Source organism: Buttiauxella massiliensis, assembly GCF_902500225.1.
Classification (GTDB): domain Bacteria; phylum Pseudomonadota; class Gammaproteobacteria; order Enterobacterales; family Enterobacteriaceae; genus Buttiauxella; species Buttiauxella massiliensis.
Window position 1 is genome coordinate 211,310 of the sequence record NZ_LR722652.1, and the last position, 25,330, is coordinate 236,639.

Consider the following 25,330-nt stretch of genomic DNA (forward strand, 5'->3'; position numbering starts at 1 on the left):
TAAAAGCCAATCAAATTTTGGAGCGGGAAACGAGACTCGAACTCGCGACCCCGACCTTGGCAAGGTCGTGCTCTACCAACTGAGCTATTCCCGCATATTCTTCGTCTTTCAAGCTGCTGCTGCGTTAGCTGCCTTCGTTCACCTTAGTCTCTTACCGAAGTAAGCTCTTAAGGATTCACTCAGTTGCTGCCTTGCCGCAACTCGAAATTCATCGAATTTGGTGGTACTGCTTAAATCAAATTTGGAGCGGGAAACGAGACTCGAACTCGCGACCCCGACCTTGGCAAGGTCGTGCTCTACCAACTGAGCTATTCCCGCTCTGTGTAACGCTGCAAATTCTGCATCGGTACGGGAGGCGCATTATACGAGAAATCGTTTTAGTCGCAAGCCCTCAAACGATTTTTTTCGCTATTTTTGTTTGAATGCTGATTAATTCGACAAAATGATTATTTTCCCAGCGAATATCAGGAAAATCTCTCGATCCTGCCTTTTTTCGGGTTAGTAAAAAAAACAGGACCGAGGCTAATAACTTCTTATAGCTTGATAAAGTTCTCGCGGTAGAACGCAAGTTCCGCCACTGACTCACGGATATCATCCATCGCCTGATGGGTACCCTGCTTTTTGAAATCAGCCAAAATTTCAGGTTTCCAACGGCGCGCTAGCTCTTTCAGAGTGCTGACATCCAGATAACGATAGTGGAAGTACTCTTCAAGCTCTGGCATGTACTTAAACAGGAAACGACGATCCTGGCCTATGCTGTTACCACAGATTGGAGAACTATTAGCGGGAACCCACTCTTTCAGGAACTCAAGTGTTGCCAGTTCAGCCGCACGGTCGTCCATGGTGCTTGCTTTCACGCGTTCTACCAGCCCGCTGCCAGTATGGGTACGCACATTCCAGTCATCCATCAACGCCAGCTGTTCGTCAGACTGATGAACCGCAATCGTTGGCCCTTCGGCGAGGATATTCAAATTGGCATCAGTAACCAGCGTGGCAATTTCAATTATGCGATCCCGCTCGGGGTCCAGGCCGGTCATTTCTAAATCAATCCAAATCAGATTGTTTTCATTTCCACTCATGCTATTTTCCACCCTTCTTGTGCGTAGCCCACCGTTGTCGATGGGTTAATTCGTATAAAATAGTGTGTATCATAGAGGTTTTGCCCACCACGGGCGACCAGGAGCCAGTAAGATTGAGCAAAAATAAACTCTCCAAAGGACAGCAGCGCCGGGTTTCAGCAAACCACCAGCGTCGGCTTAAACAGACTGTGGAGAAAGCCGATCCTGACGACTCTCAGTTTGGCGAACCGCGCGATGGTCGCGTAATCAGCCGTTTCGGCCAACATGCCGATGTTGAATCACCAGGTGGTGACATTCACCGCTGCAATATTCGCCGCACCATCCGTTCGCTGGTAACCGGCGACAATGTGGTCTGGCGCCCAGCCAAAGAAGCTGCGGCTGGCGTAACCATAAAAGGCATTGTTGATGCAGTGCACGAGCGCACAACCGTCCTGACACGCCCTGATTTCTATGACGGCGTAAAACCCATTGCCGCCAACATCGACCAAATCATTGTGGTTTCCGCCATTCTGCCCGAGCTGTCATTAAACATTATTGACCGTTATCTGGTGGCGTGCGAAACCCTGGACGTTGAGCCACTGCTGGTACTGAATAAAACCGATCTGCTCGACGAAGAAGGCCTGAAATTCGTCAATGAACAGATGGATATCTACCGCAAGATTGGTTACCGCGTGTTGATGGTTTCCAGCCATAAAGTTGAAGGTCTGAAAGAGCTTGAAGAAGCCCTAATCGGCCGCGTCAGTATTTTTGCCGGGCAATCAGGTGTGGGTAAATCGAGCCTGCTCAATAACCTGCTGGGGTTCAAAGAAGTCCAGATTCTGGTGAATGACGTTTCTGACAACTCAGGCCTAGGCCAGCACACCACTACTGCATCTCGTCTGTACCACTTCCCGGGCGGCGGTGATGTTATCGACTCCCCAGGGGTGCGCGAATTTGGTTTGTGGCACTTAGAACCGGATCAAGTCACTCATGGCTTCACTGAATTCCATGACTACTTAGGCCGTTGTAAATATCGTGATTGCAGCCACACCAACGATCCAGGCTGCGCACTGCGCGAAGCCGTTGAGCGTGGGGATATCGCCCAATCGCGTTTCGAAAACTACCATCGCATACTGGAAAGTATGTCCGAGGTAAAATCGCGTAAAACCTTTTCCGATACTGACCGCTGACAATTAAGCTGGGCATCGCTAAAATCGCGCTCCTTTTTGTGTATGCCCGCTAAATATGGGTACTTAGCCAGGAGGCTATCTTGTTAGACAACTTTAAACTTTCGCTCCAGTACATCCTGCCTAAACTATGGCTGACTCGCCTGGCAGGTTGGGGTGCAAGCAAACGAGCTGGCTGGTTGACCAAACTGGTTATCGACCTGTTCGTTAAATACTACAAAGTCGACATGAAGGAAGCTCAGAAGCCGGATACCGCAAGCTATCGCACCTTCAACGAATTCTTCGTGCGCCCACTGCGTGACGATGTCCGTCCAATCAATACCGACCCAAATGTACTGGTGATGCCAGCAGACGGTGTTGTGAGCCAGTTAGGTCCTATCGAAGAAGATAAAATCCTGCAGGCAAAAGGCCATAACTACAGCCTCGAAGCCCTGCTCGCTGGTAACTACTTAATGGCCGATTTGTTCCGTAACGGCAGCTTCGTTACTACTTATCTGTCACCACGTGATTACCACCGTGTTCACATGCCGTGTAACGGTATTTTGCGTGAAATGATTTATGTACCGGGCGACCTGTTCTCCGTAAACCATTTAACCGCGCAAAACGTGCCGAACCTGTTTGCCCGTAACGAACGCGTGATTTGCCTGTTCGATACTGAATTCGGCCCAATGGCACAAATCCTGGTGGGTGCCACCATTGTTGGCAGCATCGAAACCGTCTGGGCGGGCACTATCACGCCACCGCGTGAAGGCGTAATTAAACGCTGGACGTGGCCTGCGGGTGAAAGCGAAGGCTCCGTTGCGCTGCTGAAAGGCCAGGAAATGGGTCGCTTCAAACTTGGCTCTACGGTCATCAACTTGTTCGCGCCAGGCAAAGTGAACCTGGCTGAACAGCTGCAAAGCTTGTCTGCGACTAAGATTGGTGAGCCACTGGCGATTTCTACCGAGCCTGTGATTGAGCCAGAAATCCCGGTAAGTGAGATTCTGGAAGTCGAAGTTGCGGCTGAACAACAAACCAGTCCGTCTGTGGAAAACAAAACCGAAAGTTAACCTGCTCTCCCCAGCCCTCGTGACATCGCTACGAGGGCTGGTTCACTTAAAGGTACTGACGTGCGCCTGATAATCACACTTCTGATGGCCTGGTGCCTTAGTCTACCGACGTATGCCGCCACCGCCCCCGACGCCAAACAAATCTCCCAGGAACTAGAACAAGCTAAGTCTGCAAAAGACAAACCTGGCAGCCCTGAAACCGTGGAAGCACTTCAGACCGCGCTCAACGCGCTTGATGAACGCAAAGTCTCGCTGGAACGAGCCACGCAATACCAACAAGTTATCGATAACTTCCCCAAACTCTCTGACACCTTGCGTCGGCAGATCAATAATCTGCGCGATGAACCGCCAAAAGTGCCAGAGACCATGAGCACCGATGCGTTAAATCAGGAAATCCTGCAAGTTAGCAGCCAATTACTGGATAAAAGCCGCCTTGCACAGCAAGAGCAGGAACGCACTAGAGAAATCACCGATTCGCTCAGCCAACTGCCTCAACAGCAAACCGATGCGCGCCGCCAGCTAAACGAGGTGGAACGTCGGATGGGCACCCCGCCGGCCACCAGCACACCTCTAGCGCAGGCACAAAATCTCTCTTTACAGGCTGAATCATCACGCCTGAAAGCCCTGGTCGATGAACTGGAGCTGGCACAGTTGTCAGCCAGTAACCGCCAGGAACTTGCTCGCCTGCGCGCTGAGCTTGCCCAGAAACAGAGCGAACACCTGGATGCCTATCTCCAGGCATTACGTAATCAGTTGAATAACCAGCGCCAGCGAGAAGCTGAAAAGGCCCTGGAAAGCACAGAATTGCTGGCTGAAAGTAGCGCCAACCTGCCATCAGGTATCGTTGACCAGTTTAAAAATAACCGTGAATTATCCCAGGCGTTGAATCAACAGGCTCAGCGCATGGATTTAGTGGCCTCTCAGCAACGCCAGGCCTCAAGCCAGACCTTGCAAGTGCGTCAGGCACTCAACACACTGCGCGAACAGTCACAATGGCTTGGCGTGTCGAATGTGTTGGGTGAAGCCTTACGCGCTCAGGTAGCTCGTTTACCTGAAATGCCAAAGCCTCAGCAACTGGATACCGAACTTGGCCAGTTGCGTGTACAGCGTCTGCATTATGAAGACCTGATGAACAAGCAGCAGCAATTACGCCAGATTCGTCAGAACGATGGCCAGGAGCTTACCAGTGAGCAAAACCGTATTCTGGAAGCGCAATTGCGCACCCAGCGCGAACTGCTCAATTCCTTGCTGCAAGGTGGCGATAACCTGATTCTTGAGCTCACCAAACTGAAAGTGGCGAATAGCCAACTGGAAGATGCGTTAAAAGAGGTCAACGAAGCAACACACCGTTACCTGTTCTGGACCTCAGATGTCAGCCCGATGGGCATCACCTGGCCGGTGGAGATTGTGCAGGATTTGCGTCGTCTGGTATCGATGGACACCTTCAGCCAGCTTGGCAGTGCCACCATCATGATGCTAACCAGCAAGGAAACATTGCTGCCACTGTTCGGTGCATTGATACTGGTGGGCTTTAGTGTCAGCTCCCGCCGGCATTTTTCTGCTTTCCTTGAGCGTTCGAGTGCGAAGGTCGGTAAGGTTACTCAGGATCACTTCAGCCTAACCTTGCGTACCGTGTTCTGGTCGATTCTGGTGGCTCTGCCTTTACCTGTTTTGTGGGCAACGCTCGGTTACGGGCTGCAAGCTGCCTGGCCGTATCCCCTTGCAGTAGCTATCGGTGATGGGGTGACTGCCACGGTTCCGCTGCTGTGGGCCGTGATGATTTGCGCCACATTTGCCCGTCCAAATGGTTTGTTCATTGTTCATTTTGGCTGGCCGCAGCACCGTGTTGCCCGCGCCATGCGCTATTACCTGATGAGCATCGGCTTAATCGTGCCGCTAATTATGGCATTGATTATGTTTGATAATCTGAACGATCGGGAGTTCTCCGGCTCTCTCGGCAGACTGTGCTTTATGTTAATTTGCGGTGCAATGGCACTGGTCACCCTGAGCCTGAAACGCGCGGGCATTCCGCTGTATCTGGATAAACAAGGTAATAGCGAAAACATCGCTAACACCATTTTGTGGAACCTGCTGCTTGCCGCCCCGTTGCTCGCCATTCTTGCAGCGGCTGTGGGTTACCTGGCAACTGCACAGGCCTTGCTGGCAAGGCTTGAAACGTCAGTAGCTATCTGGTTCTTACTGCTCGTTGTGTACCATATCTTCCGCCGTTGGATGCTGATTCAGCGTCGCCGCCTGGCCTTTGACCGCGCTAAACATCGCCGTGCTGAAATACTCGCCCAACGTGCACGTGGTGAAGAAGAAGCCGCACATAGCCACAGCAATGAAGGCTCATCAGAAACCATCGAAGAACCTGAAATCGATCTGGATACCATCAGCGTGCAATCACTGCGTCTGGTGCGTTCGATTTTGATGCTGATTGCGCTGTTGTCGGTCATTGTGTTGTGGTCAGAAATCCACTCTGCATTTGGCTTCCTTGAAAACATCACCTTGTGGGATGTGACCTCAACGGTACAAGGCGTGGAAAGCATCGAGCCGATAACCCTGGGTTCAGTGTTAATTGCCATTCTGGTGCTGATTATCACCATGCAACTGGTACGTAACCTCCCTGCACTACTCGAACTTGCGCTCTTACAGCACCTGGATTTGGCGCCAGGTACGGGTTACGCCATTACCACCGTAACTAAATATCTGCTGTTACTGGTCGGTACGTTGGTCGGCTTCTCAATGATTGGTATCGAGTGGTCGAAATTGCAGTGGCTGGTTGCGGCCCTCGGTGTTGGTCTGGGTTTTGGTTTGCAGGAAATTTTCGCCAACTTTATCTCTGGCCTGATAATCCTGTTCGAGAAGCCGATTCGTATTGGCGACACAGTGACGATTCGCGATCTCACCGGCAGCGTCACCAAGATCAACACTCGTGCTACCACTATCAGCGACTGGGACCGCAAAGAGATAATCGTGCCAAATAAAGCGTTTATCACCGAGCAGTTCATCAACTGGTCATTGTCGGATTCAGTAACGCGTGTGGTGCTAACTGTTCCGGCACCGTCTGATGCAAACAGCGAGGAAGTCACGAAAGTGTTGTTGCAGGCAGCCGAGCGCTGCTCGCTGGTAATTGATAACCCGGCACCAGAAGCCTTCCTGGTCGATTTACAGGCGGGTATTCAAATCTTTGAGTTGCGAATTTATGCCGCTGAGATGAACCACCGTATGCCGCTGCGCCACGAGATTCACCAGTTGATTCTGCAAGGCTTCCGCGAACACGATATCGAACTGCCATTCCCACCATTCCAGATGCGTCTGGATAGTCTGGGCGGGCAACGTAGTGCTAAGACGGTGACTTCTTCGGGGAAAGCGGGACGTACGCCGGGGAGTTTGTAAGCCAACTCCCCTCATCCCGGCCTTCTCCCCCAAGAGAAGGAGAAAACCGGACAATCCCCTCTCCCTCAGGGAGCTGTCGCTTAGTCACATCTCTGTGAGTCGGTAGACAGTTCCGTTCACCCGATGTTCAGTGTTTTATATAGCCACTGAACCGGTGAACGTATCAAGGAGAGGCCCGGGGTGAGGGGCTCTAAGCCCTATCTACCGGGAACGCCAGCACATCAGCCAGACTTTCAGCCTTCAGCGCTAACATAATCAAACGATCCACACCTAGCGCAACACCTGAACAATCCGGCAATCCTGCCTTGAGTGCTTCCAGCAAATTCACATCAATCGGCTGCTGTGGCAAACCGCGAGCGACACGTTTGCGATTATCCTGCTCGAAACGCTGCTGCTGCTCACGCGCATCGGTCAATTCGTGGAAACCATTCGCCAGCTCAATACCTCGGAAGTAAACCTCGAAACGCTCCGCAACGCGGTGATCCTCGGTGCTGATCTGTGCAAGGGCTGCCTGGCTTGCCGGGAAGTGATAAACAAACGTCGGTTTGTCTTTACCAATATGTGGCTCAACACCCATGCTGAACAGCAGCTGCAGCAAGGTATCGCGGTCTTCTTCTTGATCGGCAATGTTGCTTAAATCGAGTTTTTTCGCCACTTCGCGCAACTGCGTTTTATCCGCAGAAAGTGGGTCAATTTCCAGATGGCGCTGGAAAGCCTGCTGATATGAGAGAGACTCTGCCGCGTCAGTTTCCAGAACCTGTTGCAGTAAATCATCAACTTCATTCATCAGACGATACATATCGTAGCAAGGGCGATACCACTCCAGCATAGTGAACTCTGGATTATGGTGGCGGCCCATCTCTTCATTACGGAAGCTACGGCACAGTTGGAATACCGGGCCGATACCCGCCGCCAGCAGGCGTTTCATGTGATATTCCGGGCTGGTCATCAGGTACAAATTCACGCCCTGAGCGTGGCCTGGGCCAACAAAACGGGTTTCAAACGGGAACAGATTAATGTCCGTTACCGTAGCCTGACTCATGCACGGTGTTTCCACCTCCAGTACACCGCGGTCGGCAAAAAAACGCCGAATGACTGCCATGATCGCAGCGCGTTTTAACAGGTTGGGGATGGATGCGCTCGGCTGCCAGGTGGCCGTTTCGCTCATGGTGGAGTCTCCGTATTCAAACAAGGCCGAGAAGTCTACCCGCATCGCATATTGGAGACAAATTTTGCGCAGTAAATTTTCATCGTTGCTGAAACCACTATGACGCGAAGAATCCTAATTTCGTGACGTAACTCATCACTACTACTAATTAATTGCTGAACTGAACAGCAAAAAAATCGAACACGTCAAATTTCCTTAAAAAGCCTGCGGCTATAATCCGCTACCTACAAAGGAGCAGGGAAAACCCTTTCGCTATAGCTGCCGCCGTATCGGTGAACTACCTTTGGTTAAATTAGCTATGCGAAATAACTAAAATCTGGAGGAATGTCGTGCAAACCTTTCAAGCCGATCTTGCCATAATAGGCGCTGGCGGAGCGGGCTTACGAGCAGCCATCGCGGCGGCACAAGCCAATCCACAAGCCAAAATCGCTCTGATCTCCAAAGTCTACCCAATGCGTAGCCACACCGTGGCCGCCGAAGGGGGTTCTGCTGCCGTTACGCAGGATCACGACAGTTACGAATACCATTTCAACGACACCGTTTCCGGTGGCGACTGGTTGTGCGAGCAGGACGTAGTCGACTACTTCGTGCATAACTGCCCAACCGAAATGACACAGCTTGAGCAATGGGGTTGCCCATGGAGCCGCCGTCCGGACGGTTCAGTGAACGTTCGCCGTTTTGGTGGCATGAAGATTGAGCGCACCTGGTTTGCCGCGGATAAAACCGGCTTCCATATGCTCCACACCCTGTTCCAGACCTCATTACAGTTCCCGCAAATCCAGCGTTTTGACGAGCACTTCGTGCTCGATATCCTGGTTGATGATGGTGCTGCTCGTGGCCTGGTCGCCATGAATATGATGGAAGGCTCGCTGGTACAAATCCGCGCAAACGCCGTTGTTATGGCAACCGGTGGTGCTGGTCGTGTTTATCGCTATAACACTAACGGCGGCATCGTGACCGGCGATGGTATGGGCATGGCATTGAGCCACGGCGTACCGTTGCGTGATATGGAATTTGTGCAATATCACCCAACCGGCCTGCCAGGTTCCGGCATTCTGATGACGGAAGGCTGCCGTGGTGAAGGCGGTATTCTGGTCAACAAAGATGGCTATCGTTATCTGCAAGATTACGGAATGGGGCCTGAAACTCCTCTGGGCGAGCCGCGTAACAAATATATGGAACTCGGTCCGCGCGACAAAGTTTCTCAGGCCTTCTGGCACGAATGGCGTGCTGGCCGCACCGTTCCAACGCCACGTGGCGATGTGGTTTATCTCGACCTGCGTCACCTGGGCGAGAAAAAACTTCTCGAACGTTTGCCGTTTATCTGCGAACTGTCAAAAGCGTATGTTGGCGTCGACCCGGTTAAAGAGCCGATTCCTGTTCGCCCTACCGCGCACTACACCATGGGTGGTATCGAAACCGACAGTCAGTGCGAATCACGCATTAAAGGCCTATTCGCAGTCGGTGAATGTTCGTCTGTTGGTCTGCATGGTGCGAACCGTTTAGGTTCGAACTCTCTGGCAGAATTGGTGGTGTTTGGTCGCCTGGCAGGTGAAGGTGCGATGCGTCGTGCTAACGAAGCACAGCCCGCCAATGATGCTGCATTGAATGCACAAGCGGCTGATGTCGAAACTCGCCTGAAGAAACTGGTGAATCAGGAAGGCACTGAAAACTGGTCGAAGATCCGCGATGAAATGGGTCTGTCCATGGAAGAAGGTTGCGGTATTTATCGCACGCCAGAACTGATGCAGAAAACCATTGATAAACTGTCTGAGCTGCAAGAGCGCTTCAAACGCGTTCGCATTACTGACACTTCCAGCGTGTTTAATACTGATTTGCTGTACACCATTGAGCTGGGCCACGGCCTGAATGTTGCGGAATGTATGGCGCACTCGGCGATGGCACGTAAAGAGTCTCGCGGCGCGCACCAGCGTCTGGACGAAGGCTGTACCGAGCGTGATGACGTGAACTTCCTGAAACATACTCTTGCTTTCCGTGACGCAAATGGAACTACGCGTCTGGAATACAGTGATGTGAAAATCACCACCCTGCCACCGGCAAAACGCGTCTACGGTGCGGAATCAGAAGCGGCCGATAAGAAGAAGGAGGCGTCTAATGGCTGATGCGATGAAGACCCTGAAGATTGAAGTGGTGCGCTACAACCCGGAAACGGATAACGAGCCGCACAGTGCAATCTATGAAGTGCCTTATGATGAGCAAACCTCGCTGCTGGATGCGCTGGGTTATATCAAAGACAACCTGGCACCAGACCTGAGCTACCGCTGGTCATGCCGTATGGCTATCTGCGGCTCCTGCGGCATGATGGTCAACCGCGTGCCTAAACTGGCTTGTAAAACCTTCCTGCGCGAATACACCAAAGGCATGAAGGTTGAGGCGCTGGCAAACTTCCCTATTGAGCGCGATTTGGTGGTCGATATGACCCACTTTATCGAAAGCCTGGAAGCGATTAAGCCATACATCATCGGCAACACGCGTACTCCAGACCAGGGGCCAAATACTCAAACTCCAGCCCAGATGGCGAAATACCATCAGTTCTCTGGCTGCATCAACTGTGGCCTATGCTATTCCGCATGCCCGCAGTTTGGTTTAAACCCTGAGTTTATTGGCCCGGCTGCAATCACGCTTGCTCATCGTTACAACCTGGATAACCGCGACCATGGCAAGAAAGAGCGTATGGCGCAGTTAAACGGCCAGAACGGCGTCTGGAGCTGTACTTTCGTGGGCTACTGCTCCGAAGTGTGCCCGAAACACGTCGATCCCGCCGCTGCCATCCAGCAGGGTAAAGTCGAAAGTTCGAAAGACTTTTTGATTGCCACCCTGAAACCACGCTAAGGAGTGCAAAATGACTACGAAACGTAAGCCATATGTGCGGACGATGACCCCAACCTGGTGGAAAAAACTGGGTTTCTATCGTTTTTATATGATTCGCGAAGGAACCGCTGTGCCTACCGTCTGGTTCAGCATCTTGCTGCTGTGCGGCCTTTTCTCTTTGAAAAGTGGCCCGGAAAGCTGGGCAGGATTTGTCAGTTTTCTCCAGAACCCTATCGTGGTTATCCTCAATCTGATCACGTTAGCGGCTGCGTTGTTGCATACGAAAACCTGGTTTGAACTGGCACCAAAGGCCGCCAATATCATCATCAAAGATGACAAAATGGGGCCGGAGCCAGTGATTAAAGGGTTGTGGGCGGTGACGGTTGTTGCCACGGTCGTCATTCTGTTTATTGCACTGTTCTGGTAAGGGGGACGTCATGATTAATCCGAATCCAAAACGCTCCGACGAGCCAGTATTCTGGGGTCTATTTGGCGCAGGTGGCATGTGGGGTGCAATCATTGCTCCTGTCATCGTGCTGCTGGTTGGCATCATGCTGCCGCTGGGGCTTTTCCCGGGCGATGCATTAGGTTATGACCGTGTGTTGGCATTCTCACAAAGCCTGATTGGTCGCCTGTTCATCTTCCTGATGATTGTGCTGCCGCTGTGGTGTGGTTTGCACCGTATCCACCACGCAATGCACGACCTGAAAATTCATGTGCCATCTGGCAAGTGGGTGTTCTACGGTCTTGCTGCCATTCTGACTGTTGTGACTTTTATTGGTGTCATCACTCTCTAAAGCTAAGCATTCCAGTGACAAGGCCTGCCATGTGCAGGCCTTTTTCTTTGTATCTTCCCGCCTGACACATAAACATATTCGCTAAACCCCCCCTGAGGACTGATGATAAATTGAGTCGTTCAGGGCATGCTGTCGTGTCACTTTATGGAAGCTATTCAATGATGAAAAAAACACTTTGCTGTGTGCTAATGCTCACGGCCTCCTGCTCAACGCTTGCCGCCACGAAAGCGTTGACCGAAAAACAGATTGCTCAGACAGTGAATCAGACCATTGAGCCCCTGCTCAAAGAGCAGAATATACCCGGCATGGCCGTCGCCGTTATTTATCAGGGAAAACCCTATTACTTCACGTATGGTCAGGCTGATATCGCCAAAAATTTACCGGTCACCAAAGAGACATTGTTTGAACTCGGCTCTGTCAGTAAGACCTTTACCGGTGTTCTGGGTGGCGACAGCGTAGCCCGTGGGGAAATAAAACTAAGCGACCCGGCAACGAAGTACTGGCCTGCACTCACCGGTAAGCAATGGAAAGACATTAACCTGCTGCAACTTGCCACCTATACCGCAGGTGGCTTACCACTACAGGTTCCTGATGAAGTCACAAGCCAGGCTTCCTTGCTCCACTTTTACCAGAACTGGCATCCACAATGGGCTCCGGGTTCCACTCGTCTCTATGCTAATGCCAGCATCGGCCTCTTCGGTGCGTTAGCGGTGAAGCCGTCAGGAATGAGCTTTGAAGAGGCAATGTCCAGACGCGTATTCCAGCCGTTAAACCTTGTGCATACATGGATAAAAGTGCCCGCATCTGAGGAGCACAACTACGCATGGGGCTACCGTAACGATAAGGCAGTGCACGTTTCACCAGGCATGCTGGATGCAGAAGCCTATGGCGTGAAAACAACGATTGAAGATATGGCCAGTTGGGTACAGGCAAACATCAAGCCTGAACAGGTAGGTTCTTCAACATTACGTAAGGGAATTGAGCTCGCACAAACGCGCTACTGGCGCATTGGCAGCATGTATCAGGGCTTAGGTTGGGAGATGCATAACTGGCCGGTTGATGCCAAAACCGTGGTAAATGGCAGCGATAATAAAGTAGCGCTATCCCCTCAAACGGCGACAGCCATCGAACCGCCTGCGCCTGTTGTTAAGGCATCCTGGGTTCACAAAACAGGCTCAACCGGGGGCTTTGGGACTTATGTAGCGTTTATTCCCGAGCAACAACTTGGCATCGTGATGATGGCAAATAAAAGCTACCCCAATCCTGAGCGGGTTAAAGCCGGGTACAAAATCCTCGCAGCATTACAGTAATGCATACCGGCCTGCTCAGCAGGCCTTTTTATTTCTGCCCGCATACCGCTTTTTTGCTGCTGCCTTCTACACTTAGCTAAAACAGCAGAAGGAATTAGCTATGCGCATCTGGCCGATTATCACCACTCTTGCAGTTGCGTTTCTCGTTGTTGCCTGTAGCTCTCCAACCCCTCCACCAGGAACCACGGTGGTCAATAATTTTGAAGCAAAACGCTATCTCGGCAAGTGGTATGAAATTGCCCGTCTTGACCACAAATTTGAAAGCGGGCTAGAGCAAGTGACTGCTACATATAGCACCATGGATGACGGTGGAATTCGTGTGATAAACAGAGGATTTAATCCCGACAGGCAGATGTGGCAGCAAAGTGTCGGCAAAGCTTACTTCACTGGAAACCCAAGTCGCGCAGCACTAAAAGTCTCATTCTTTGGGCCGTTTTACGGTGGGTATAATGTGATAGCCATTGATAAAGATTACCGGCACGCACTGGTGTGCGGGCCGGATAAAGACTATCTGTGGATATTGTCACGCACCCCGACAATCAGCAGTGAAGTGAAGCAGCAGATGCTTAATATCGCGACACAACAGGGCTTCCCGGTCGAGAAGTTACTGTGGATTAAACAACCCACCAGTTAATGAGTGCTAATTTTCAGGCCAATAATCCCGACGACAATCAAAGCCAGGCTCGCAATGCGGGCCAGGTTTGCTGATTCGCCTAACAGCAAGATACCTGTGGTGGCTGCACCTACGGCACCAATTCCTGTCCAGACGGCGTAAGCCGTACCGGTCGGCAACGTTTTCATTGACCAGGACAGCAGCGCGATGCTGACAACCATGGCAACTACGGTGATAACGCTTGGCCACAGGCGGGTGAAACCATGGGTATATTTCAGGCCCACAGCCCACACAACTTCTAATAAACCGGCGATAACAAGAATAAACCAGGCCATATACAGCTCCATTATTGGGGCCGTCCCCGGAAATCAAGAAGCGCGAATGGGTCGTCCCATAAGGCTGGTGAGGGCACTATTTTAACGATCGGCCGCAGACAAAAAAGTCCAACAGGACTTTCTTATCATAAAAACCAGTAAAGTTTTGTTTCCACATCTGGCGGGAGTTTTGACATTAAGCCGAGAAATGAACGCAATTTAACCCGTAAATCCACAATTCATTTCAGGTGCTTTTTTCATATTATAATGTTTTATTTGGCATTCAGAAAAGGCTGTAATAGTGAGTCACGCGAACGGTAATTATGCATAAGATATTGTTAATTGACCGCTGCCATTATACCCGGCAGGGATTCAAATATTGGCTCAGTCAAAACCCTGCTTTTTCTATTTCTGAAACTGATAATTTACTTGTAGCTCGCGAGAAAATAATACAATGGCGACCTAATCTTGTTATTGCCGATTTCACCAGTTTCGCCAGCTCTCTACATAATATCCAACAGCTCTCATCTATTTATTCTGCCTGTGGTACATCAATTCGATTAATGTTGCTTAACAGTATCCGTCATGAAAAGATCGAAGAGTACTGTCTGGCTCAGGGCTCACGCTCGCTACATAGTAAATCCGTTCCACTAGCGGAGCTTTACGACACTATTCAGAAGCAACTTAGTGCCCGCCCACCTTTTCATCCGGTACGGCAGTATGCATCGCCTCTTCTTACATTGCGTGAGGAGCGTATATTAAAGTTGTGGACCGATGAGGCCAATAATGATTTTATCGCCAGAATAATGGGGATTAGTACCAAGACGGTTTATACCTATAAGCGGAATATCCGCATGAAGTTAGGGATTAATAATCGCTATTCATTGTTTATAGAGCAACAACATTAACGAAAGGAATTACGGTACGGCAATGATACCGTACCGTCGGTGATACTTTAATTCTGCGCTTTTGTTGCAGCACCTGAAATGGCCTGGCCGCCATCCTGAATATCTTCACCCACGCCTTTGGTGGTATTACACGCGGTAAGTAACGACGAAAGCACTATGAGAGAAAAGAACGCTGCAATAGTTTTCTTAATCATGACCGTTTCCTTTTTTGACCATATTGTTTGTGTATAGCAGTTAAAGCATAGACAAAAATTGGCAAGCTGAAGGAAAAAGCGGATTTTTAGGAGTGTTGGTAATTACTTGTTTGCTGCACGTTCGATGGAGCCGCCAAGGTGCTTGAGATCTTCACCAAAGCCGCGGGTGGTATTACAACCGGCGAGAAACGAGGTTAACAACGTGATGAAAATTAAATGCTTAATCAAACGGTTCATCTTCCCTGCCTTTTGTAAGCTGCGGTGAAGCGAAAAACCGCCTCACCGCAAATCTTCACGTATTACTTAACGCGAGAAACGTATTCGCCAGAGCGGGTGTCAACTTTGATCACTTCGCCAGTCTGAACGAACAAAGGTACTTTAACCACAGCACCAGTAGACAGTTTTGCAGGCTTACCGCCGGTACCAGCAGTATCACCTTTCAGACCTGGATCGGTTTCAACGATTTCCAGCTCTACAAAGTTTGGTGGTTGTACGGCGATTGGACGGCCGTTCCACAGGGTGACGATACATTCGGCCTGATCCAGCATCCACTTAGCATTTTCGCCAATGGCTTTTTCATCAGCTGCAAGCTGCTCGAAAGTTTCGTTGTTCATGAAGTGGTAGAACTCACCGTCGTTGTACAGGTAAGTCAGGTTCATATCGATAACGTCTGCGCCTTCAGCGGAGTCGGTAGATTTGAAAGTTTTTTCTACGCGGGTGCCAGTCAACAGGCGGCGCATTTTAACGCGAGCAAAGGCTTGGCCTTTACCTGGTTTCACGAACTCACTGGATTCAACCGCGTAAGGTTCGCCTTCGAACATGATTTTAAGACCGGCACGAAAATCGTTGCTAGAATAAGTCGCCATAAGGCCCTCTGAAATTGTTAATTGGTAGCTTAGCCAAAAAATGGCACACATTGTAACCCTAAATCCCCCTCGCAGAGAAGATTGGTTAACGCAACTTGGCGATGTTATAACCGATCCTGACGAACTGCTGCATATTTTAGAGCTCAACGCTGACAAAGAGTTGTTAGCGGGACGTGATGCACGCCGACTTTTTGCCTTGCGCGTGCCGCGAGCTTTTGTCGCGCGCATGGAAAAAGGCAATCCGAACGACCCACTATTACACCAGGTGTTAACTTCGAAAGAAGAGTTTATTGCCGCTCCCGGCTTTAGCACTGATCCGCTCGAAGAGCAGCACAGCGTGGTTCCGGGGCTGCTGCATAAATACAGTAACCGGGCGCTGTTGTTGGTTAAAGGTGGCTGTGCGGTCAACTGCCGCTACTGTTTCCGTCGCCATTTCCCCTACTCCGATAACCAGGGGAGCAAGCGTAACTGGCAGGCCGCCATTTCATATATCAGCGATCACCCTGAACTCGATGAGATCATTTTTTCTGGCGGCGATCCGCTTATGGCAAAAGATCATGAACTGGACTGGCTGATCGGTGAACTGGAAGCAATCCCGCATATTAAACGTCTACGTATTCACAGCCGTTTGCCGATTGTCATCCCGGCACGTATTACCGAAACGTTAGTAGCACGTCTTGCGCGCTCACGGTTGCAGGTGATTCTGGTAAACCATATCAACCATGCCAATGAGATTGATGAAGAGTTCAGAGCGGCTATGGTGGGCTTACGCCAGGCAGGCGTCACATTGCTTAACCAAAGTGTCCTGCTGCGCGATGTGAACGATAACGCGCAGACTCTCGCAAACCTGAGTAATGCACTGTTCGATGCGGGCGTAATGCCCTATTACCTGCATGTGCTCGATAAAGTGCAAGGTGCGGCGCATTTCATGGTGAGTGATGATGAAGCCAGAATGATTATGCGTGAGTTGCTGACGTTGATTTCCGGCTATATGGTGCCGAAGCTTGCGCGTGAGATTGGCGGTGAGCCGAGTAAAACACCATTGGATTTGCAGTTACGGCAAAGTTAATTCAGAAATGAATTTTGTAGGTCGGGTAAGCGCAACACCACACGACCTACAAAATTAAACTTAGATCAGTTCGGGCACTTATAAACCTGACCAGTCATTTTGCTGGCAGTCGGAGCAAAGCTCGACAACAAGTTTTGCGTCGGGCTGCTCACGCCATACAGCACGTTACCACCCATCGCCGCTGCGTTATTACGCAGAGCATTAGCCGCGCCGCGCATAGAACCACCTTCATCACCATGTTGGCCTGACAACCAGTTACTTTGCTCGCCGGTTGCGGTGCCAATCAGCTGGCATTCAGTGCCTGGCTTCTCTTCAACGAAACGAACGCTCTGGCCATTAGTGCTTAAATCATTGCTGGTGCTACATCCTGCCAGCAGCAGCGCTGCCACAGCTATTCCTGCTGAAACTTTAATGCGCATGTTCTTCCCCGTTATCAATGCCGTCTTGAATAGTAGCGGGCAGTCATCGCCCGGTGAGATCTTATACCAGAGTGCGACCAAAAAGAAAAAACCCTCAGACATTTCTGCCTGAGGGTTTTCTTAACACGGTGTTACTTCACACCAGGTGTTGGGGCAATTACATCATGCCGCCCATGCCACCCATACCACCCATACCTGCACCGCCCATGTCTGGACCGTCAGATTTTGGCATATCGGTAATCATGCACTCAGTGGTGATCATCAGGCCAGCCACAGAAGCTGCGTACTGCAGAGCAGAACGAGTTACTTTGGTTGGATCCAGGATACCCATGTCGATCATGTTGCCGTATTCTTCAGTTGCTGCGTTGTAACCGTAGTTACCGTCGCCCGCTTTCACGTTGTTAGCAACAACAGATGGCTCTTCGCCGCAGTTCAGAACGATCTGACGCAGTGGGGATTCCATTGCGCGCAGCGCAACTTTGATACCCACGTTCTGGTCTTCGTTCTGGCCACGCAGTTCAGACAGTTTAGAAGCTACGCGAATCAGCGCAACACCACCACCGGCAACCACACCTTCTTCAACCGCAGCACGGGTAGCGTGCAGGGCATCTTCAACGCGTGCTTTCTTCTCTTTCATTTCAACTTCGGTAGCAGCACCGACTTTGATTACTGCAACGCCGCCAGCCAGTTTAGCTACGCGCTCTTGCAGTTTTTCACGGTCGTAATCAGAAGTTGCTTCTTCGATTTGCTTACGAATCTGAGTCACACGACCCTGGATTGCGTCTTCTTCACCATTACCATCGATGATAGTCGTGGTGTCTTTGTTGATAACGATACGTTTAGCAGTACCCAGATCTTCCAGAGTCGCTTTTTCCAACTCCATACCGATCTCTTCAGAGATTACGGTACCACCAGTCAGAGTTGCGATATCTTGCAGCATTGCTTTACGACGGTCGCCAAAGCCAGGTGCTTTAACAGCAGCAACTTTCACGATGCCACGCATGGTGTTAACCACTAGGGTCGCCAGCGCTTCGCCTTCAACATCTTCAGCAATGATCAGCAGTGGTTTGCCTGCTTTCGCAACGGCTTCCAGAACTGGCAGCATTTCACGGATGTTGGAGATTTTTTTGTCAGCCAGCAGGATGAACGGGCTTTCCAGTTCGATAGAACCAGTTTCAGGCTTGTTGATGAAGTACGGAGACAGGTAGCCACGGTCAAACTGCATACCTTCTACAACGTCCAGCTCGTCTTGCAGGCCAGTGCCTTCTTCAACGGTGATAACGCCTTCTTTGCCCACTTTCTCCATTGCTTCAGCAATCAGAGTACCAACAGTTTCGTCGGAGTTAGCAGAGATAGTACCAACCTGAGCGATTGCTTTAGAGTCAGAGCAAGGAACAGACAGTGCTTTCAGCTCTTCAACAGCGGCGATAACAGCTTTATCGATACCGCGTTTCAGGTCCATTGGGTTCATACCCGCAGCAACAGCTTTCAGGCCTTCAGTGATGATGGACTGAGCCAGAACGGTTGCAGTGGTTGTACCGTCGCCCGCAGCGTCGTTCGCTTTAGAGGCAACTTCTTTAACCATCTGGGCACCCATGTTTTCGAACTTGTCTTCCAGTTCGATTTCACGCGCTACAGAAACACCATCTTTAGTGATAGTCGGTGCACCGAAAGATTTATCCAGAACAACGTTACGGCCTTTAGGACCGAGGGTAACTTTCACTGCATCTGCCAGTACGTTAACGCCACGCAGCATTTTCACACGAGCGTCATTACCGAATTTTACGTCTTTAGCTGCCATTCTTAACTTTCCTTAAATTCGTTTATGTTCGTTCAGTTATTGCGCGTATTACGCTTCAACAATTGCCAGGATGTCGCTTTCTGCCATGATCAACACTTCTTCATTGTCGATCTTCTCAGATTTCACGCCGTAGCCATCGTTGAAAATTACGATATCGCCGACTTTAACGTCCAGCGGTTGTACGTTACCGTTTTCCAGGATGCGGCCTTTACCGACAGCGATGATTTCGCCACGAGTTGATTTGCCTGCTGCGCTGCCAGTCAGAACGATGCCGCCCGCAGATTTAGATTCAACTTCTTTACGCTTGACGATAACGCGGTCATGTAATGGACGAATGCTCATGTGATAGCTCTCCTTTGAGAAAGTCATTATCAATTGTTTAGGTAACGCCGGCCCAAAATGGGTTATCGGCTGGTGACCTGAGAGATGGGGATGAGCCTTCCCCCCTTCAAGGGGGAAAACAAAAAAATTTTCGATTTTTAACGATTGTGACGATCGTCGTTATCGCGGTCATCTAGCTGTTTGGGAGCATTATCTTTACGTTGATACTCACCGTCGAACGTTGAGCCACCGCCAGTGCCCGCGCTAAAACCACCGCCTGGTGTACGCGAGAAACGTAGATGTGGCATCAGTTTCAGCGTCAGATGCTTCTGTACTGGTGGCAGTAACAGCAACAAGCCCAGGAAGTCAGTGAAGAAGCCTGGCAACAACAACAGCAACCCTGCGATGATTAGCGAAACGCTTTTAATCATCTCAACTGCCGGGCTTTCACCCGCTGCCATTTTTTGCTGCATCAGCATGAAGTTTTTAAAACCCTGGTTGCGAACCAGCGACATACCAATTACTGAAGTGAATATCACCAGCACAAGCGTCAGGAAGACACCCATGACGTGGGCGACCTGAATAAACAATGAAATCTCTATGTATACATAGAGAAAGACGGCAATTAACGGTATCCAGCGCACCGTATACTCCTGTAGTTGGAAAAGCCCGTAGTAAAACCGGAGCAATTGTAGCAAGCGCCATCAAGCACTTGCGAAAATAGGTTAGCAATTATGCACAGTCAAAGAGATGGCGACTCTATAGTCAAAAATCAATCTAAGCGCCTTATTATTTTTTTGGAAGTTTTCAACAATTGATCAGCATCACATATTAATAATTGTTATGTGAGCTGGCGTTTAATAAGTGATCCAGATTACTGCTTTTCGCTATCATCAGCATATCATCACGGCACGCAGACCGAATATGGACATAATCGTCGGTCTATTCATCGCACAACCGTAGATCCTGTGTGTGCAATGATCAATCAATGGCAGCTTTAATTAAGAAGGTTCACATGTTAAATAACATTCGTATCGAAGAAGATTTGTTGGGTACCAGGGAAGTGCCAGCGGATGCCTATTATGGTGTTCATACTCTGAGAGCGATTGAAAACTTCTACATAAGCAACAGTAAAATCAGTGACATACCTGAATTTGTGCGCGGCATGGTCATGGTTAAGAAAGCAGCGGCAATGGCGAACAAGGAGTTGCAAACCATTCCGAAAAGCATCGCAAACACCATTATCCAGGCCTGTGATGAAGTGCTGAATAACGGCAAGTGCATGGACCAATTCCCGGTGGACGTTTACCAGGGCGGTGCCGGTACTTCCGTCAACATGAATACCAACGAAGTGCTCGCCAACATTGGGCTTGAGCTGATGGGCCACCAGAAAGGTGAGTACCAGTTCCTGAACCCGAACGACCACGTAAACAAATGCCAATCCACCAATGATGCCTACCCGACAGGTTTCCGAATCGCGGTGTACGCTTCTATTGTGAAACTGATTGATGCTATCAACCAGTTAGGCGATGGCTTCCAACGCAAAGCGGTTGAGTTCGAGAATGTCCTGAAAATGGGTCGTACTCAGCTACAAGACGCCGTACCAATGACGCTAGGCCAGGAATTCCACGCATTCAACGTGTTGTTGAATGAAGAAACCCGCAACTTGCTGCGTACCGCAGAACTGCTGCTGGAAGTGAACCTCGGTGCGACCGCAATCGGTACTCGCCTGAACACCCCTGACGGTTATCAACAACTTGCGGTCCAGAAACTGGCTGAAGTCAGCAACCTGCCATGCGTACCAGCTGAAGACCTGATTGAAGCGACTTCCGACTGCGGCGCATACGTCATGGTTCACAGCTCGCTCAAACGCCTGGCGGTGAAAATGTCGAAGATCTGTAACGACCTTCGCCTGCTCTCTTCCGGCCCACGTTCTGGCCTGAACGAAATCAACCTGCCAGAATTGCAGGCTGGTTCTTCCATCATGCCTGCCAAAGTAAACCCGGTAATTCCAGAAGTAGTGAACCAGGTCTGCTTCAAAGTGATTGGCAACGACATCACCGTAACCATGGCTTCCGAAGCCGGCCAGCTGCAGCTGAACGTAATGGAACCTGTCATTGGCCAGGCGATGTTCGAGTCTATTCACATCCTGACCAACGCTTGCTACAACCTGCTGGAAAAATGCATCAACGGCATCACTGCTAATAAAGAAGTGTGTGAAAGCTACGTCTACAACTCAATTGGTATCGTGACTTATCTGAACCCATTCATTGGCCACCACAATGGCGACATCGTTGGGAAGATTTGTGCCGAAACCGGTAAGAGCGTGCGTGAAGTCGTGCTGGAGCGTGGCCTGTTAACCGAAGCCGAGTTGGATGATATTTTCTCTATCAACAACCTGATGCACCCGGTTTATAAAGCGAAGCGTTATACCGATGAAAATGAACAGTAGACCAACCGGTAGTTAAAAAAAGGCACGTCCATTGGACGTGCCTTTTTCATTTCTACGTTAAACAAATACACAACATATAATTATCAAATAAGCAAACACAAGGAAGGAAATCATGTTTGGAGCTGAACTTGTTATCGTGCTGCTAGCGATATACCTGGGAGCCAGACTCGGCGGCATAGGCATTGGCTTTGCTGGCGGTTTTGGTGTGCTGGTTTTAACGCTATTTTTCCAGATTAAACCCGGGGCTATCCCCTTCGATGTCATCGAAATCATCATGGCAGTTATTGCCGCGATTGCCGCTATGCAGGTAGCAGGCGGAATGGACTATCTGGTCAGCCTTGCAGAAAAACTGCTGCGTCGCCATCCGAAATACATCACCTTCCTCGCTCCCCTCGTGACATGGTTTATGACTATTCTTGCGGGAACGGGTCATACCGCATTTTCCACGCTACCGGTAATTACGGAAGTTGCGAAAGAACAAGGCATTCGCCCGTCGCGCCCATTGTCTATCGCCGTTGTGGCTTCACAAATTGCAATTACTGCCTCGCCAATTTCTGCGGCAGTAGTGTTCTTCTCCGGCATTCTTGAGCCAATGGGCATCAGTTACCTGACGCTTCTGAGTATCTGCATTCCAGTTACGCTGGTAGCAGTTATGCTGACAGCGATTGTGTGTAACTTCCTGGGCAGTGAACTGAAAGACGACCCGATTTATCAGGAACGTCTGGCGAAAGGCGAAGTAAAACTGCGTGGGGCCAGCGTGTTTGAATTAAAACCTCATGCAAAACGCTCGGTGCTACTGTTCCTTATCGGTATTGTTGCCGTCATGCTGTACGCCACCGCCATCAGCGACACCGTTGGCCTGATTCAAAACCCAATCCTGCCGCGTAACGAAGCGATTGTGGTGTTCATGCTGACCATCGCCACGCTTATCTGCTTCACCTGTAAAATTGATACTGGCGAAATCCTTAATGCCAGCACGTTCAAATCGGGCATGAGTGCCTGTATCTGCGTACTGGGTGTAGCCTGGTTGGGTGATACCTTCGTTAAAAACCACATCCAGGATATTCAGGCTGTTGCGGGTGACTTGCTGCAAAGCTATCCGTGGTTGCTGGCTGTAGTGCTGTTCTTCGCAGCCACTCTGCTTTACTCCCAGGCGGCAACCACTAAAGCTCTGATGCCAGCGGCATTAATGCTCGGTGTTAGCCCGCTGACCGCCATCGCCTCTTTCGCCGCCGTTTCAGCGCTGTTCGTGCTGCCAACCTACCCAACCTTACTGGCTGCGGTAGAGATGGATGACACTGGCTCTACGCGTATTGGTAAATACGTGTTTAACCACGCGTTCTTAATTCCTGGCGTTATCGCTATTACGCTGTGCGTGATCCTCGGCTTCATTGTCGGCGGCTTGGTTCTGTAAATCTTTTAAAACACGGGTCGCACTGCGGCCCGTTTAACGCCCCCGCTCACTCCCACATGCTATAGTCAACCGCTAATCCACCAGATACGAGGTTAGCTATGCCGACTACCCAGGCTGTTGTCATCCTTTGTACTGCCCCAGATGAAGCCACCGCTCAGGAACTTGCCGCCCTTGTGCTGGCTGAGAAACTGGCGGCCTGCGTCACCTTATTGCCCGGTGCGACATCGCTCTATTACTGGGAAGGGAAAATGGAACAGGAGTATGAGGTGCAGATGCTGCTCAAAAGCGACATTGAGCATCAGGAAGCGCTGCTGGCTTGCCTGAAATCGCATCACCCATATCAAACCCCTGAATTACTGGTTCTGCCAGTTACCCACGGAGATAGTGAATACCTCTCATGGCTCTACGCATCTTTGCGCTAATTTTTGCGCTATTCAGCTCACACGCTTTTGCAGGTCTTTTCGACAACCAAAGCAAATCTCAGTTTGTGCCGGTCGACCAGGCTTTTGCATTCGATTTCCAGCAATCTGACCACCAACTCAATCTGAACTGGCAGATAAAACCCGGCTACTACCTTTATCGCCAGCAAATCAAAGTGAATCCAGCGCAGGCCGAACTCGCCCCGCCAGAGTTGCCAAAAGGCACCTGGCATGAAGACGAGTTTTACGGCAAGACTGAGATCTATACCCAGCAGCTTAATCTACCGATAACGATTGAGAAGGCGACCAAAGGGGCAACTGTTAGCGTGACGTATCAGGGCTGCGCCGAAGCGGGCTTCTGTTACCCGCCTGAGACGCGCGTGGTGCCACTTAGTGAAGTTCTGCCAACGGCAAATTCATCTGCGCCCGTGGCCGATGCGCCAAAACCACCAGCGGACGCTACAGATACTAAAACCACCCAACTGCCGTTCTCTGCACTTTGGGCATTCCTAATCGGTATCGGTATCGCCTTCACGCCTTGCGTGCTGCCGATGTACCCATTGATTTCCGGCATTGTGCTCGGCGGTAAACAGCGTTTATCCACTGCTCGTGCCCTGCTGCTGACCTTTGTCTATGTGCAAGGAATGGCACTGACCTATACCGCGCTGGGCCTTGTGGTTGCGGCGGCGGGACTGCAATTCCAGGCAGCCCTCCAACACCCTTATGTGCTTATCGGCCTGTCAGCGCTGTTTGTACTGCTCGCGGCTTCTATGTTTGGGCTATTCACCCTACAACTGCCATCATCGCTTCAAACGCGCCTTACGTTGATGAGCAATCGGCAGCAAGGCGGTTCCGCGGGTGGCGTGTTTGCGATGGGCGCATTAGCCGGGCTGATTTGCTCGCCTTGTACTACCGCACCGCTGAGTGCCATTCTGCTGTACATCGCCCAGAGCGGGAACATGTGGCTCGGAGGTGGCACGTTGTATCTCTACGCGCTAGGCATGGGCCTCCCATTGATGCTCATCACCGTATTCGGCAACCGTCTGCTTCCAAAAAGTGGCCCGTGGATGGAAACCGTCAAAATCGCATTTGGTTTTGTGATCCTTGCACTGCCGGTTTTCCTGCTGGAACGCATACTGGGAGATAATTGGGGTATTCGGTTATGGGGTTTGCTCGGCGTGGCGTTCTTCGGCTGGGCATTTATCACCAGCCTGCAAGCGACTAAATCGTGGATGCGCGTGGTGCAGATAATCCTGCTCGGTGCGGCACTGGTTTGCGCTCGCCCGCTGCAAGACTGGGCATTCGGTAATACAGTAACCGCCAGCCAGGCACATCTCAATTTCACCAAAATTGCTAACGTTGAGCAGCTCAATGCCGCACTCGCCAATGCAAAAGGCAAACCCGTGATGCTCGATTTGTACGCCGACTGGTGTGCGGCTTGCAAAGAGTTTGAGAAATACACCTTTAGCGATGCGCAGGTACAGCAACAGCTGGGAAATACCGTTTTACTCCAGGCTGATGTTACCGCCAACAACGCGCAAGATGTGGCGCTGTTAAAGCATCTCCAGGTTTTAGGGCTACCAACGATTTTGTTCTTTGATACACAAGGGCACGAGTTGCCAGAAGCACGTGTGACCGGTTTTATGAATGCTGACACCTTCCGTACGCATTTGCAGAAACTGACGCCGTAAACAACACTCATTGTGGGAAGTACACTAAATAATTCAGCTTGCATCGAGG

At 50.5% G+C, this 25,330-nt stretch carries 25 protein-coding genes and 2 tRNA genes; 15 read left to right on the plus strand and 12 right to left on the minus strand.

What is annotated here, in order from left to right:
* Positions 1 to 18: 18 nt before the first annotated feature.
* From GC128_RS09660 to orn, 3 genes are all read right to left on the minus strand, one after another.
* Positions 19 to 94 (minus strand) — tRNA-Gly (locus GC128_RS09660).
* Between the two features lie 148 nt (positions 95 to 242).
* Positions 243 to 318: transfer RNA gene (locus tag GC128_RS09665), tRNA-Gly, on the minus strand.
* Between the two features lie 215 nt (positions 319 to 533).
* Positions 534 to 1,079: an oligoribonuclease gene (orn, locus tag GC128_RS09670; RefSeq protein ID WP_034461152.1), complete on the minus strand. Its 546-nt coding sequence runs from the start codon at positions 1,077 to 1,079 to the stop codon at positions 534 to 536.
* 113 nt (positions 1,080 to 1,192) lie between these two features.
* Here orn and rsgA point away from each other — a divergent pair, with 113 nt between their 5' ends.
* The 3 genes from rsgA to mscM all read left to right on the plus strand — a co-directional run bounded on the left by rsgA (position 1,193) and on the right by mscM (position 6,693).
* Positions 1,193 to 2,248 (plus strand): small ribosomal subunit biogenesis GTPase RsgA, encoded by a 1,056-nt coding sequence (gene rsgA / locus GC128_RS09675; RefSeq protein WP_151994114.1) that lies wholly within the window; start codon positions 1,193 to 1,195, stop codon positions 2,246 to 2,248.
* An 80-nt stretch (positions 2,249 to 2,328) separates the two neighbouring features.
* Positions 2,329 to 3,294: an archaetidylserine decarboxylase gene (gene asd / locus GC128_RS09680; RefSeq protein ID WP_151994115.1), complete on the plus strand. Its 966-nt coding sequence runs from the start codon at positions 2,329 to 2,331 to the stop codon at positions 3,292 to 3,294.
* 60 nt (positions 3,295 to 3,354) lie between these two features.
* Complete coding sequence (gene mscM, locus GC128_RS09685; protein WP_151994116.1) at positions 3,355 to 6,693, plus strand: miniconductance mechanosensitive channel MscM; 3,339 nt, start codon at positions 3,355 to 3,357, stop codon at positions 6,691 to 6,693.
* A gap of 190 nt (positions 6,694 to 6,883) precedes the next feature.
* Here the strand turns inward: mscM and epmA are convergent, their stop codons facing one another.
* Positions 6,884 to 7,861 (minus strand): elongation factor P--(R)-beta-lysine ligase, encoded by a 978-nt coding sequence (gene epmA / locus GC128_RS09690; RefSeq protein WP_151994117.1) that lies wholly within the window; start codon positions 7,859 to 7,861, stop codon positions 6,884 to 6,886.
* 329 nt (positions 7,862 to 8,190) lie between these two features.
* On the opposite strand from epmA, the gene frdA reads away from it, so the two are divergent.
* From frdA to GC128_RS09720, 6 genes are all read left to right on the plus strand, one after another.
* Entirely contained in the window at positions 8,191 to 9,984 is a 1,794-nt protein-coding gene (frdA, locus tag GC128_RS09695; protein WP_151994118.1) for a fumarate reductase (quinol) flavoprotein subunit, read from the plus strand.
* Between the two features lie 4 nt (positions 9,985 to 9,988).
* Entirely contained in the window at positions 9,989 to 10,714 is a 726-nt protein-coding gene (locus tag GC128_RS09700; RefSeq protein WP_390886963.1) for a succinate dehydrogenase/fumarate reductase iron-sulfur subunit, read from the plus strand.
* 10 nt (positions 10,715 to 10,724) lie between these two features.
* Positions 10,725 to 11,120 carry a fumarate reductase subunit FrdC gene (gene frdC, locus GC128_RS09705; RefSeq protein ID WP_034461133.1) on the plus strand — a complete coding sequence of 132 codons (396 nt, stop codon included), beginning with the start codon at positions 10,725 to 10,727 and terminating at the stop codon, positions 11,118 to 11,120.
* Positions 11,121 to 11,130: 10 nt separating this feature from the next.
* On the plus strand, positions 11,131 to 11,490 hold the full coding sequence (gene frdD, locus GC128_RS09710; protein WP_034461132.1) for a fumarate reductase subunit FrdD: 360 nt from the start codon (positions 11,131 to 11,133) through the stop codon (positions 11,488 to 11,490).
* Between the two features lie 158 nt (positions 11,491 to 11,648).
* Complete coding sequence (gene ampC, locus GC128_RS09715) at positions 11,649 to 12,800, plus strand: CMY2/MIR/ACT/EC family class C beta-lactamase (RefSeq protein WP_151994119.1); 1,152 nt, start codon at positions 11,649 to 11,651, stop codon at positions 12,798 to 12,800.
* A 100-nt stretch (positions 12,801 to 12,900) separates the two neighbouring features.
* Positions 12,901 to 13,434 carry a lipocalin family protein gene (locus GC128_RS09720; RefSeq protein WP_151994120.1) on the plus strand — a complete coding sequence of 178 codons (534 nt, stop codon included), beginning with the start codon at positions 12,901 to 12,903 and terminating at the stop codon, positions 13,432 to 13,434.
* Here GC128_RS09720 and sugE read toward each other — a convergent pair.
* A complete protein-coding gene (gene sugE, locus GC128_RS09725; RefSeq protein ID WP_134186238.1) occupies positions 13,431 to 13,748 on the minus strand; it encodes a quaternary ammonium compound efflux SMR transporter SugE in 318 nt (105 codons plus the stop codon). The two genes, GC128_RS09720 and sugE, sit on opposite strands and share 4 nt — an antisense overlap.
* A 302-nt stretch (positions 13,749 to 14,050) precedes the next feature.
* On the opposite strand from sugE, the gene GC128_RS09730 reads away from it, so the two are divergent.
* Complete coding sequence (locus tag GC128_RS09730; RefSeq protein WP_151994121.1) at positions 14,051 to 14,635, plus strand: response regulator transcription factor; 585 nt, start codon at positions 14,051 to 14,053, stop codon at positions 14,633 to 14,635.
* A gap of 47 nt (positions 14,636 to 14,682) precedes the next feature.
* Here the strand turns inward: GC128_RS09730 and ecnB are convergent, their stop codons facing one another.
* From ecnB to efp, 3 genes are all read right to left on the minus strand, one after another.
* Entirely contained in the window at positions 14,683 to 14,829 is a 147-nt protein-coding gene (gene ecnB, locus GC128_RS09735; protein ID WP_034461127.1) for a lipoprotein toxin entericidin B, read from the minus strand.
* Between the two features lie 102 nt (positions 14,830 to 14,931).
* Positions 14,932 to 15,057: an entericidin A/B family lipoprotein gene (locus GC128_RS09740; protein WP_226812065.1), complete on the minus strand. Its 126-nt coding sequence runs from the start codon at positions 15,055 to 15,057 to the stop codon at positions 14,932 to 14,934.
* Positions 15,058 to 15,128: 71 nt separating this feature from the next.
* The gene (efp, locus tag GC128_RS09745) at positions 15,129 to 15,695 is read right to left on the minus strand and encodes an elongation factor P (RefSeq protein WP_064515606.1); all 567 of its coding nucleotides are present in this window, start codon (positions 15,693 to 15,695) and stop codon (positions 15,129 to 15,131) included.
* Positions 15,696 to 15,735: 40 nt separating this feature from the next.
* On the opposite strand from efp, the gene epmB reads away from it, so the two are divergent.
* Complete coding sequence (gene epmB / locus GC128_RS09750; protein WP_151994123.1) at positions 15,736 to 16,764, plus strand: EF-P beta-lysylation protein EpmB; 1,029 nt, start codon at positions 15,736 to 15,738, stop codon at positions 16,762 to 16,764.
* 65 nt (positions 16,765 to 16,829) lie between these two features.
* Here epmB and GC128_RS09755 read toward each other — a convergent pair whose 3' ends face one another.
* The 4 genes from GC128_RS09755 to GC128_RS09770 form a co-directional block, all read right to left on the minus strand.
* Positions 16,830 to 17,183, minus strand: a complete 354-nt coding sequence (locus GC128_RS09755; RefSeq protein ID WP_151994124.1) for a DUF4156 domain-containing protein — start codon at positions 17,181 to 17,183, stop codon at positions 16,830 to 16,832.
* Positions 17,184 to 17,340: 157 nt separating this feature from the next.
* Positions 17,341 to 18,984, minus strand: a complete 1,644-nt coding sequence (gene groL / locus GC128_RS09760; protein WP_151994125.1) for a chaperonin GroEL — start codon at positions 18,982 to 18,984, stop codon at positions 17,341 to 17,343.
* A 48-nt stretch (positions 18,985 to 19,032) separates the two neighbouring features.
* Positions 19,033 to 19,326, minus strand: coding sequence for a co-chaperone GroES (locus tag GC128_RS09765; protein ID WP_034461121.1), 294 nt, complete (start codon positions 19,324 to 19,326; stop codon positions 19,033 to 19,035).
* 137 nt (positions 19,327 to 19,463) lie between these two features.
* Positions 19,464 to 19,949 carry an FxsA family protein gene (locus GC128_RS09770; RefSeq protein ID WP_151994126.1) on the minus strand — a complete coding sequence of 162 codons (486 nt, stop codon included), beginning with the start codon at positions 19,947 to 19,949 and terminating at the stop codon, positions 19,464 to 19,466.
* Between the two features lie 371 nt (positions 19,950 to 20,320).
* Between GC128_RS09770 and aspA the strand changes: the two genes are divergently transcribed.
* From aspA to GC128_RS09790, 4 genes are all read left to right on the plus strand, one after another.
* Entirely contained in the window at positions 20,321 to 21,757 is a 1,437-nt protein-coding gene (aspA, locus tag GC128_RS09775; protein WP_151994127.1) for an aspartate ammonia-lyase, read from the plus strand.
* A 112-nt stretch (positions 21,758 to 21,869) separates the two neighbouring features.
* Complete coding sequence (locus GC128_RS09780) at positions 21,870 to 23,171, plus strand: anaerobic C4-dicarboxylate transporter (protein WP_151994128.1); 1,302 nt, start codon at positions 21,870 to 21,872, stop codon at positions 23,169 to 23,171.
* 98 nt (positions 23,172 to 23,269) lie between these two features.
* The gene (gene cutA / locus GC128_RS09785) at positions 23,270 to 23,593 is read left to right on the plus strand and encodes a divalent cation tolerance protein CutA (RefSeq protein WP_034461116.1); all 324 of its coding nucleotides are present in this window, start codon (positions 23,270 to 23,272) and stop codon (positions 23,591 to 23,593) included.
* Positions 23,569 to 25,281 carry a protein-disulfide reductase DsbD gene (locus GC128_RS09790; RefSeq protein WP_151994129.1) on the plus strand — a complete coding sequence of 571 codons (1,713 nt, stop codon included), beginning with the start codon at positions 23,569 to 23,571 and terminating at the stop codon, positions 25,279 to 25,281. Before cutA ends, GC128_RS09790 begins: the two co-directional genes overlap by 25 nt.
* Positions 25,282 to 25,330: the final 49 nt, after the last annotated feature.

Coding starts and splice junctions, on each gene's coding strand:
- orn (WP_034461152.1), bottom strand. CDS start 1,079: ATGAGTGGAAATGAAAACAATCTGATTTGGATTGATTTAGAAATGACC.
- epmA (WP_151994117.1), bottom strand. CDS start 7,861: ATGAGCGAAACGGCCACCTGGCAGCCGAGCGCATCCATCCCCAACCTG.
- GC128_RS09700 (WP_390886963.1), top strand. CDS start 9,989: ATGAAGACCCTGAAGATTGAAGTGGTGCGCTACAACCCGGAAACGGAT.
- frdC (WP_034461133.1), top strand. CDS start 10,725: ATGACTACGAAACGTAAGCCATATGTGCGGACGATGACCCCAACCTGG.
- frdD (WP_034461132.1), top strand. CDS start 11,131: ATGATTAATCCGAATCCAAAACGCTCCGACGAGCCAGTATTCTGGGGT.
- ampC (WP_151994119.1), top strand. CDS start 11,649: ATGATGAAAAAAACACTTTGCTGTGTGCTAATGCTCACGGCCTCCTGC.
- GC128_RS09720 (WP_151994120.1), top strand. CDS start 12,901: ATGCGCATCTGGCCGATTATCACCACTCTTGCAGTTGCGTTTCTCGTT.
- sugE (WP_134186238.1), bottom strand. CDS start 13,748: ATGGCCTGGTTTATTCTTGTTATCGCCGGTTTATTAGAAGTTGTGTGG.
- GC128_RS09730 (WP_151994121.1), top strand. CDS start 14,051: ATGCATAAGATATTGTTAATTGACCGCTGCCATTATACCCGGCAGGGA.
- ecnB (WP_034461127.1), bottom strand. CDS start 14,829: ATGATTAAGAAAACTATTGCAGCGTTCTTTTCTCTCATAGTGCTTTCG.
- efp (WP_064515606.1), bottom strand. CDS start 15,695: ATGGCGACTTATTCTAGCAACGATTTTCGTGCCGGTCTTAAAATCATG.
- epmB (WP_151994123.1), top strand. CDS start 15,736: ATGGCACACATTGTAACCCTAAATCCCCCTCGCAGAGAAGATTGGTTA.
- GC128_RS09755 (WP_151994124.1), bottom strand. CDS start 17,183: ATGCGCATTAAAGTTTCAGCAGGAATAGCTGTGGCAGCGCTGCTGCTG.
- groL (WP_151994125.1), bottom strand. CDS start 18,984: ATGGCAGCTAAAGACGTAAAATTCGGTAATGACGCTCGTGTGAAAATG.
- GC128_RS09765 (WP_034461121.1), bottom strand. CDS start 19,326: ATGAGCATTCGTCCATTACATGACCGCGTTATCGTCAAGCGTAAAGAA.
- aspA (WP_151994127.1), top strand. CDS start 20,321: ATGTTAAATAACATTCGTATCGAAGAAGATTTGTTGGGTACCAGGGAA.
- GC128_RS09780 (WP_151994128.1), top strand. CDS start 21,870: ATGTTTGGAGCTGAACTTGTTATCGTGCTGCTAGCGATATACCTGGGA.
- cutA (WP_034461116.1), top strand. CDS start 23,270: ATGCCGACTACCCAGGCTGTTGTCATCCTTTGTACTGCCCCAGATGAA.
- GC128_RS09790 (WP_151994129.1), top strand. CDS start 23,569: ATGGCTCTACGCATCTTTGCGCTAATTTTTGCGCTATTCAGCTCACAC.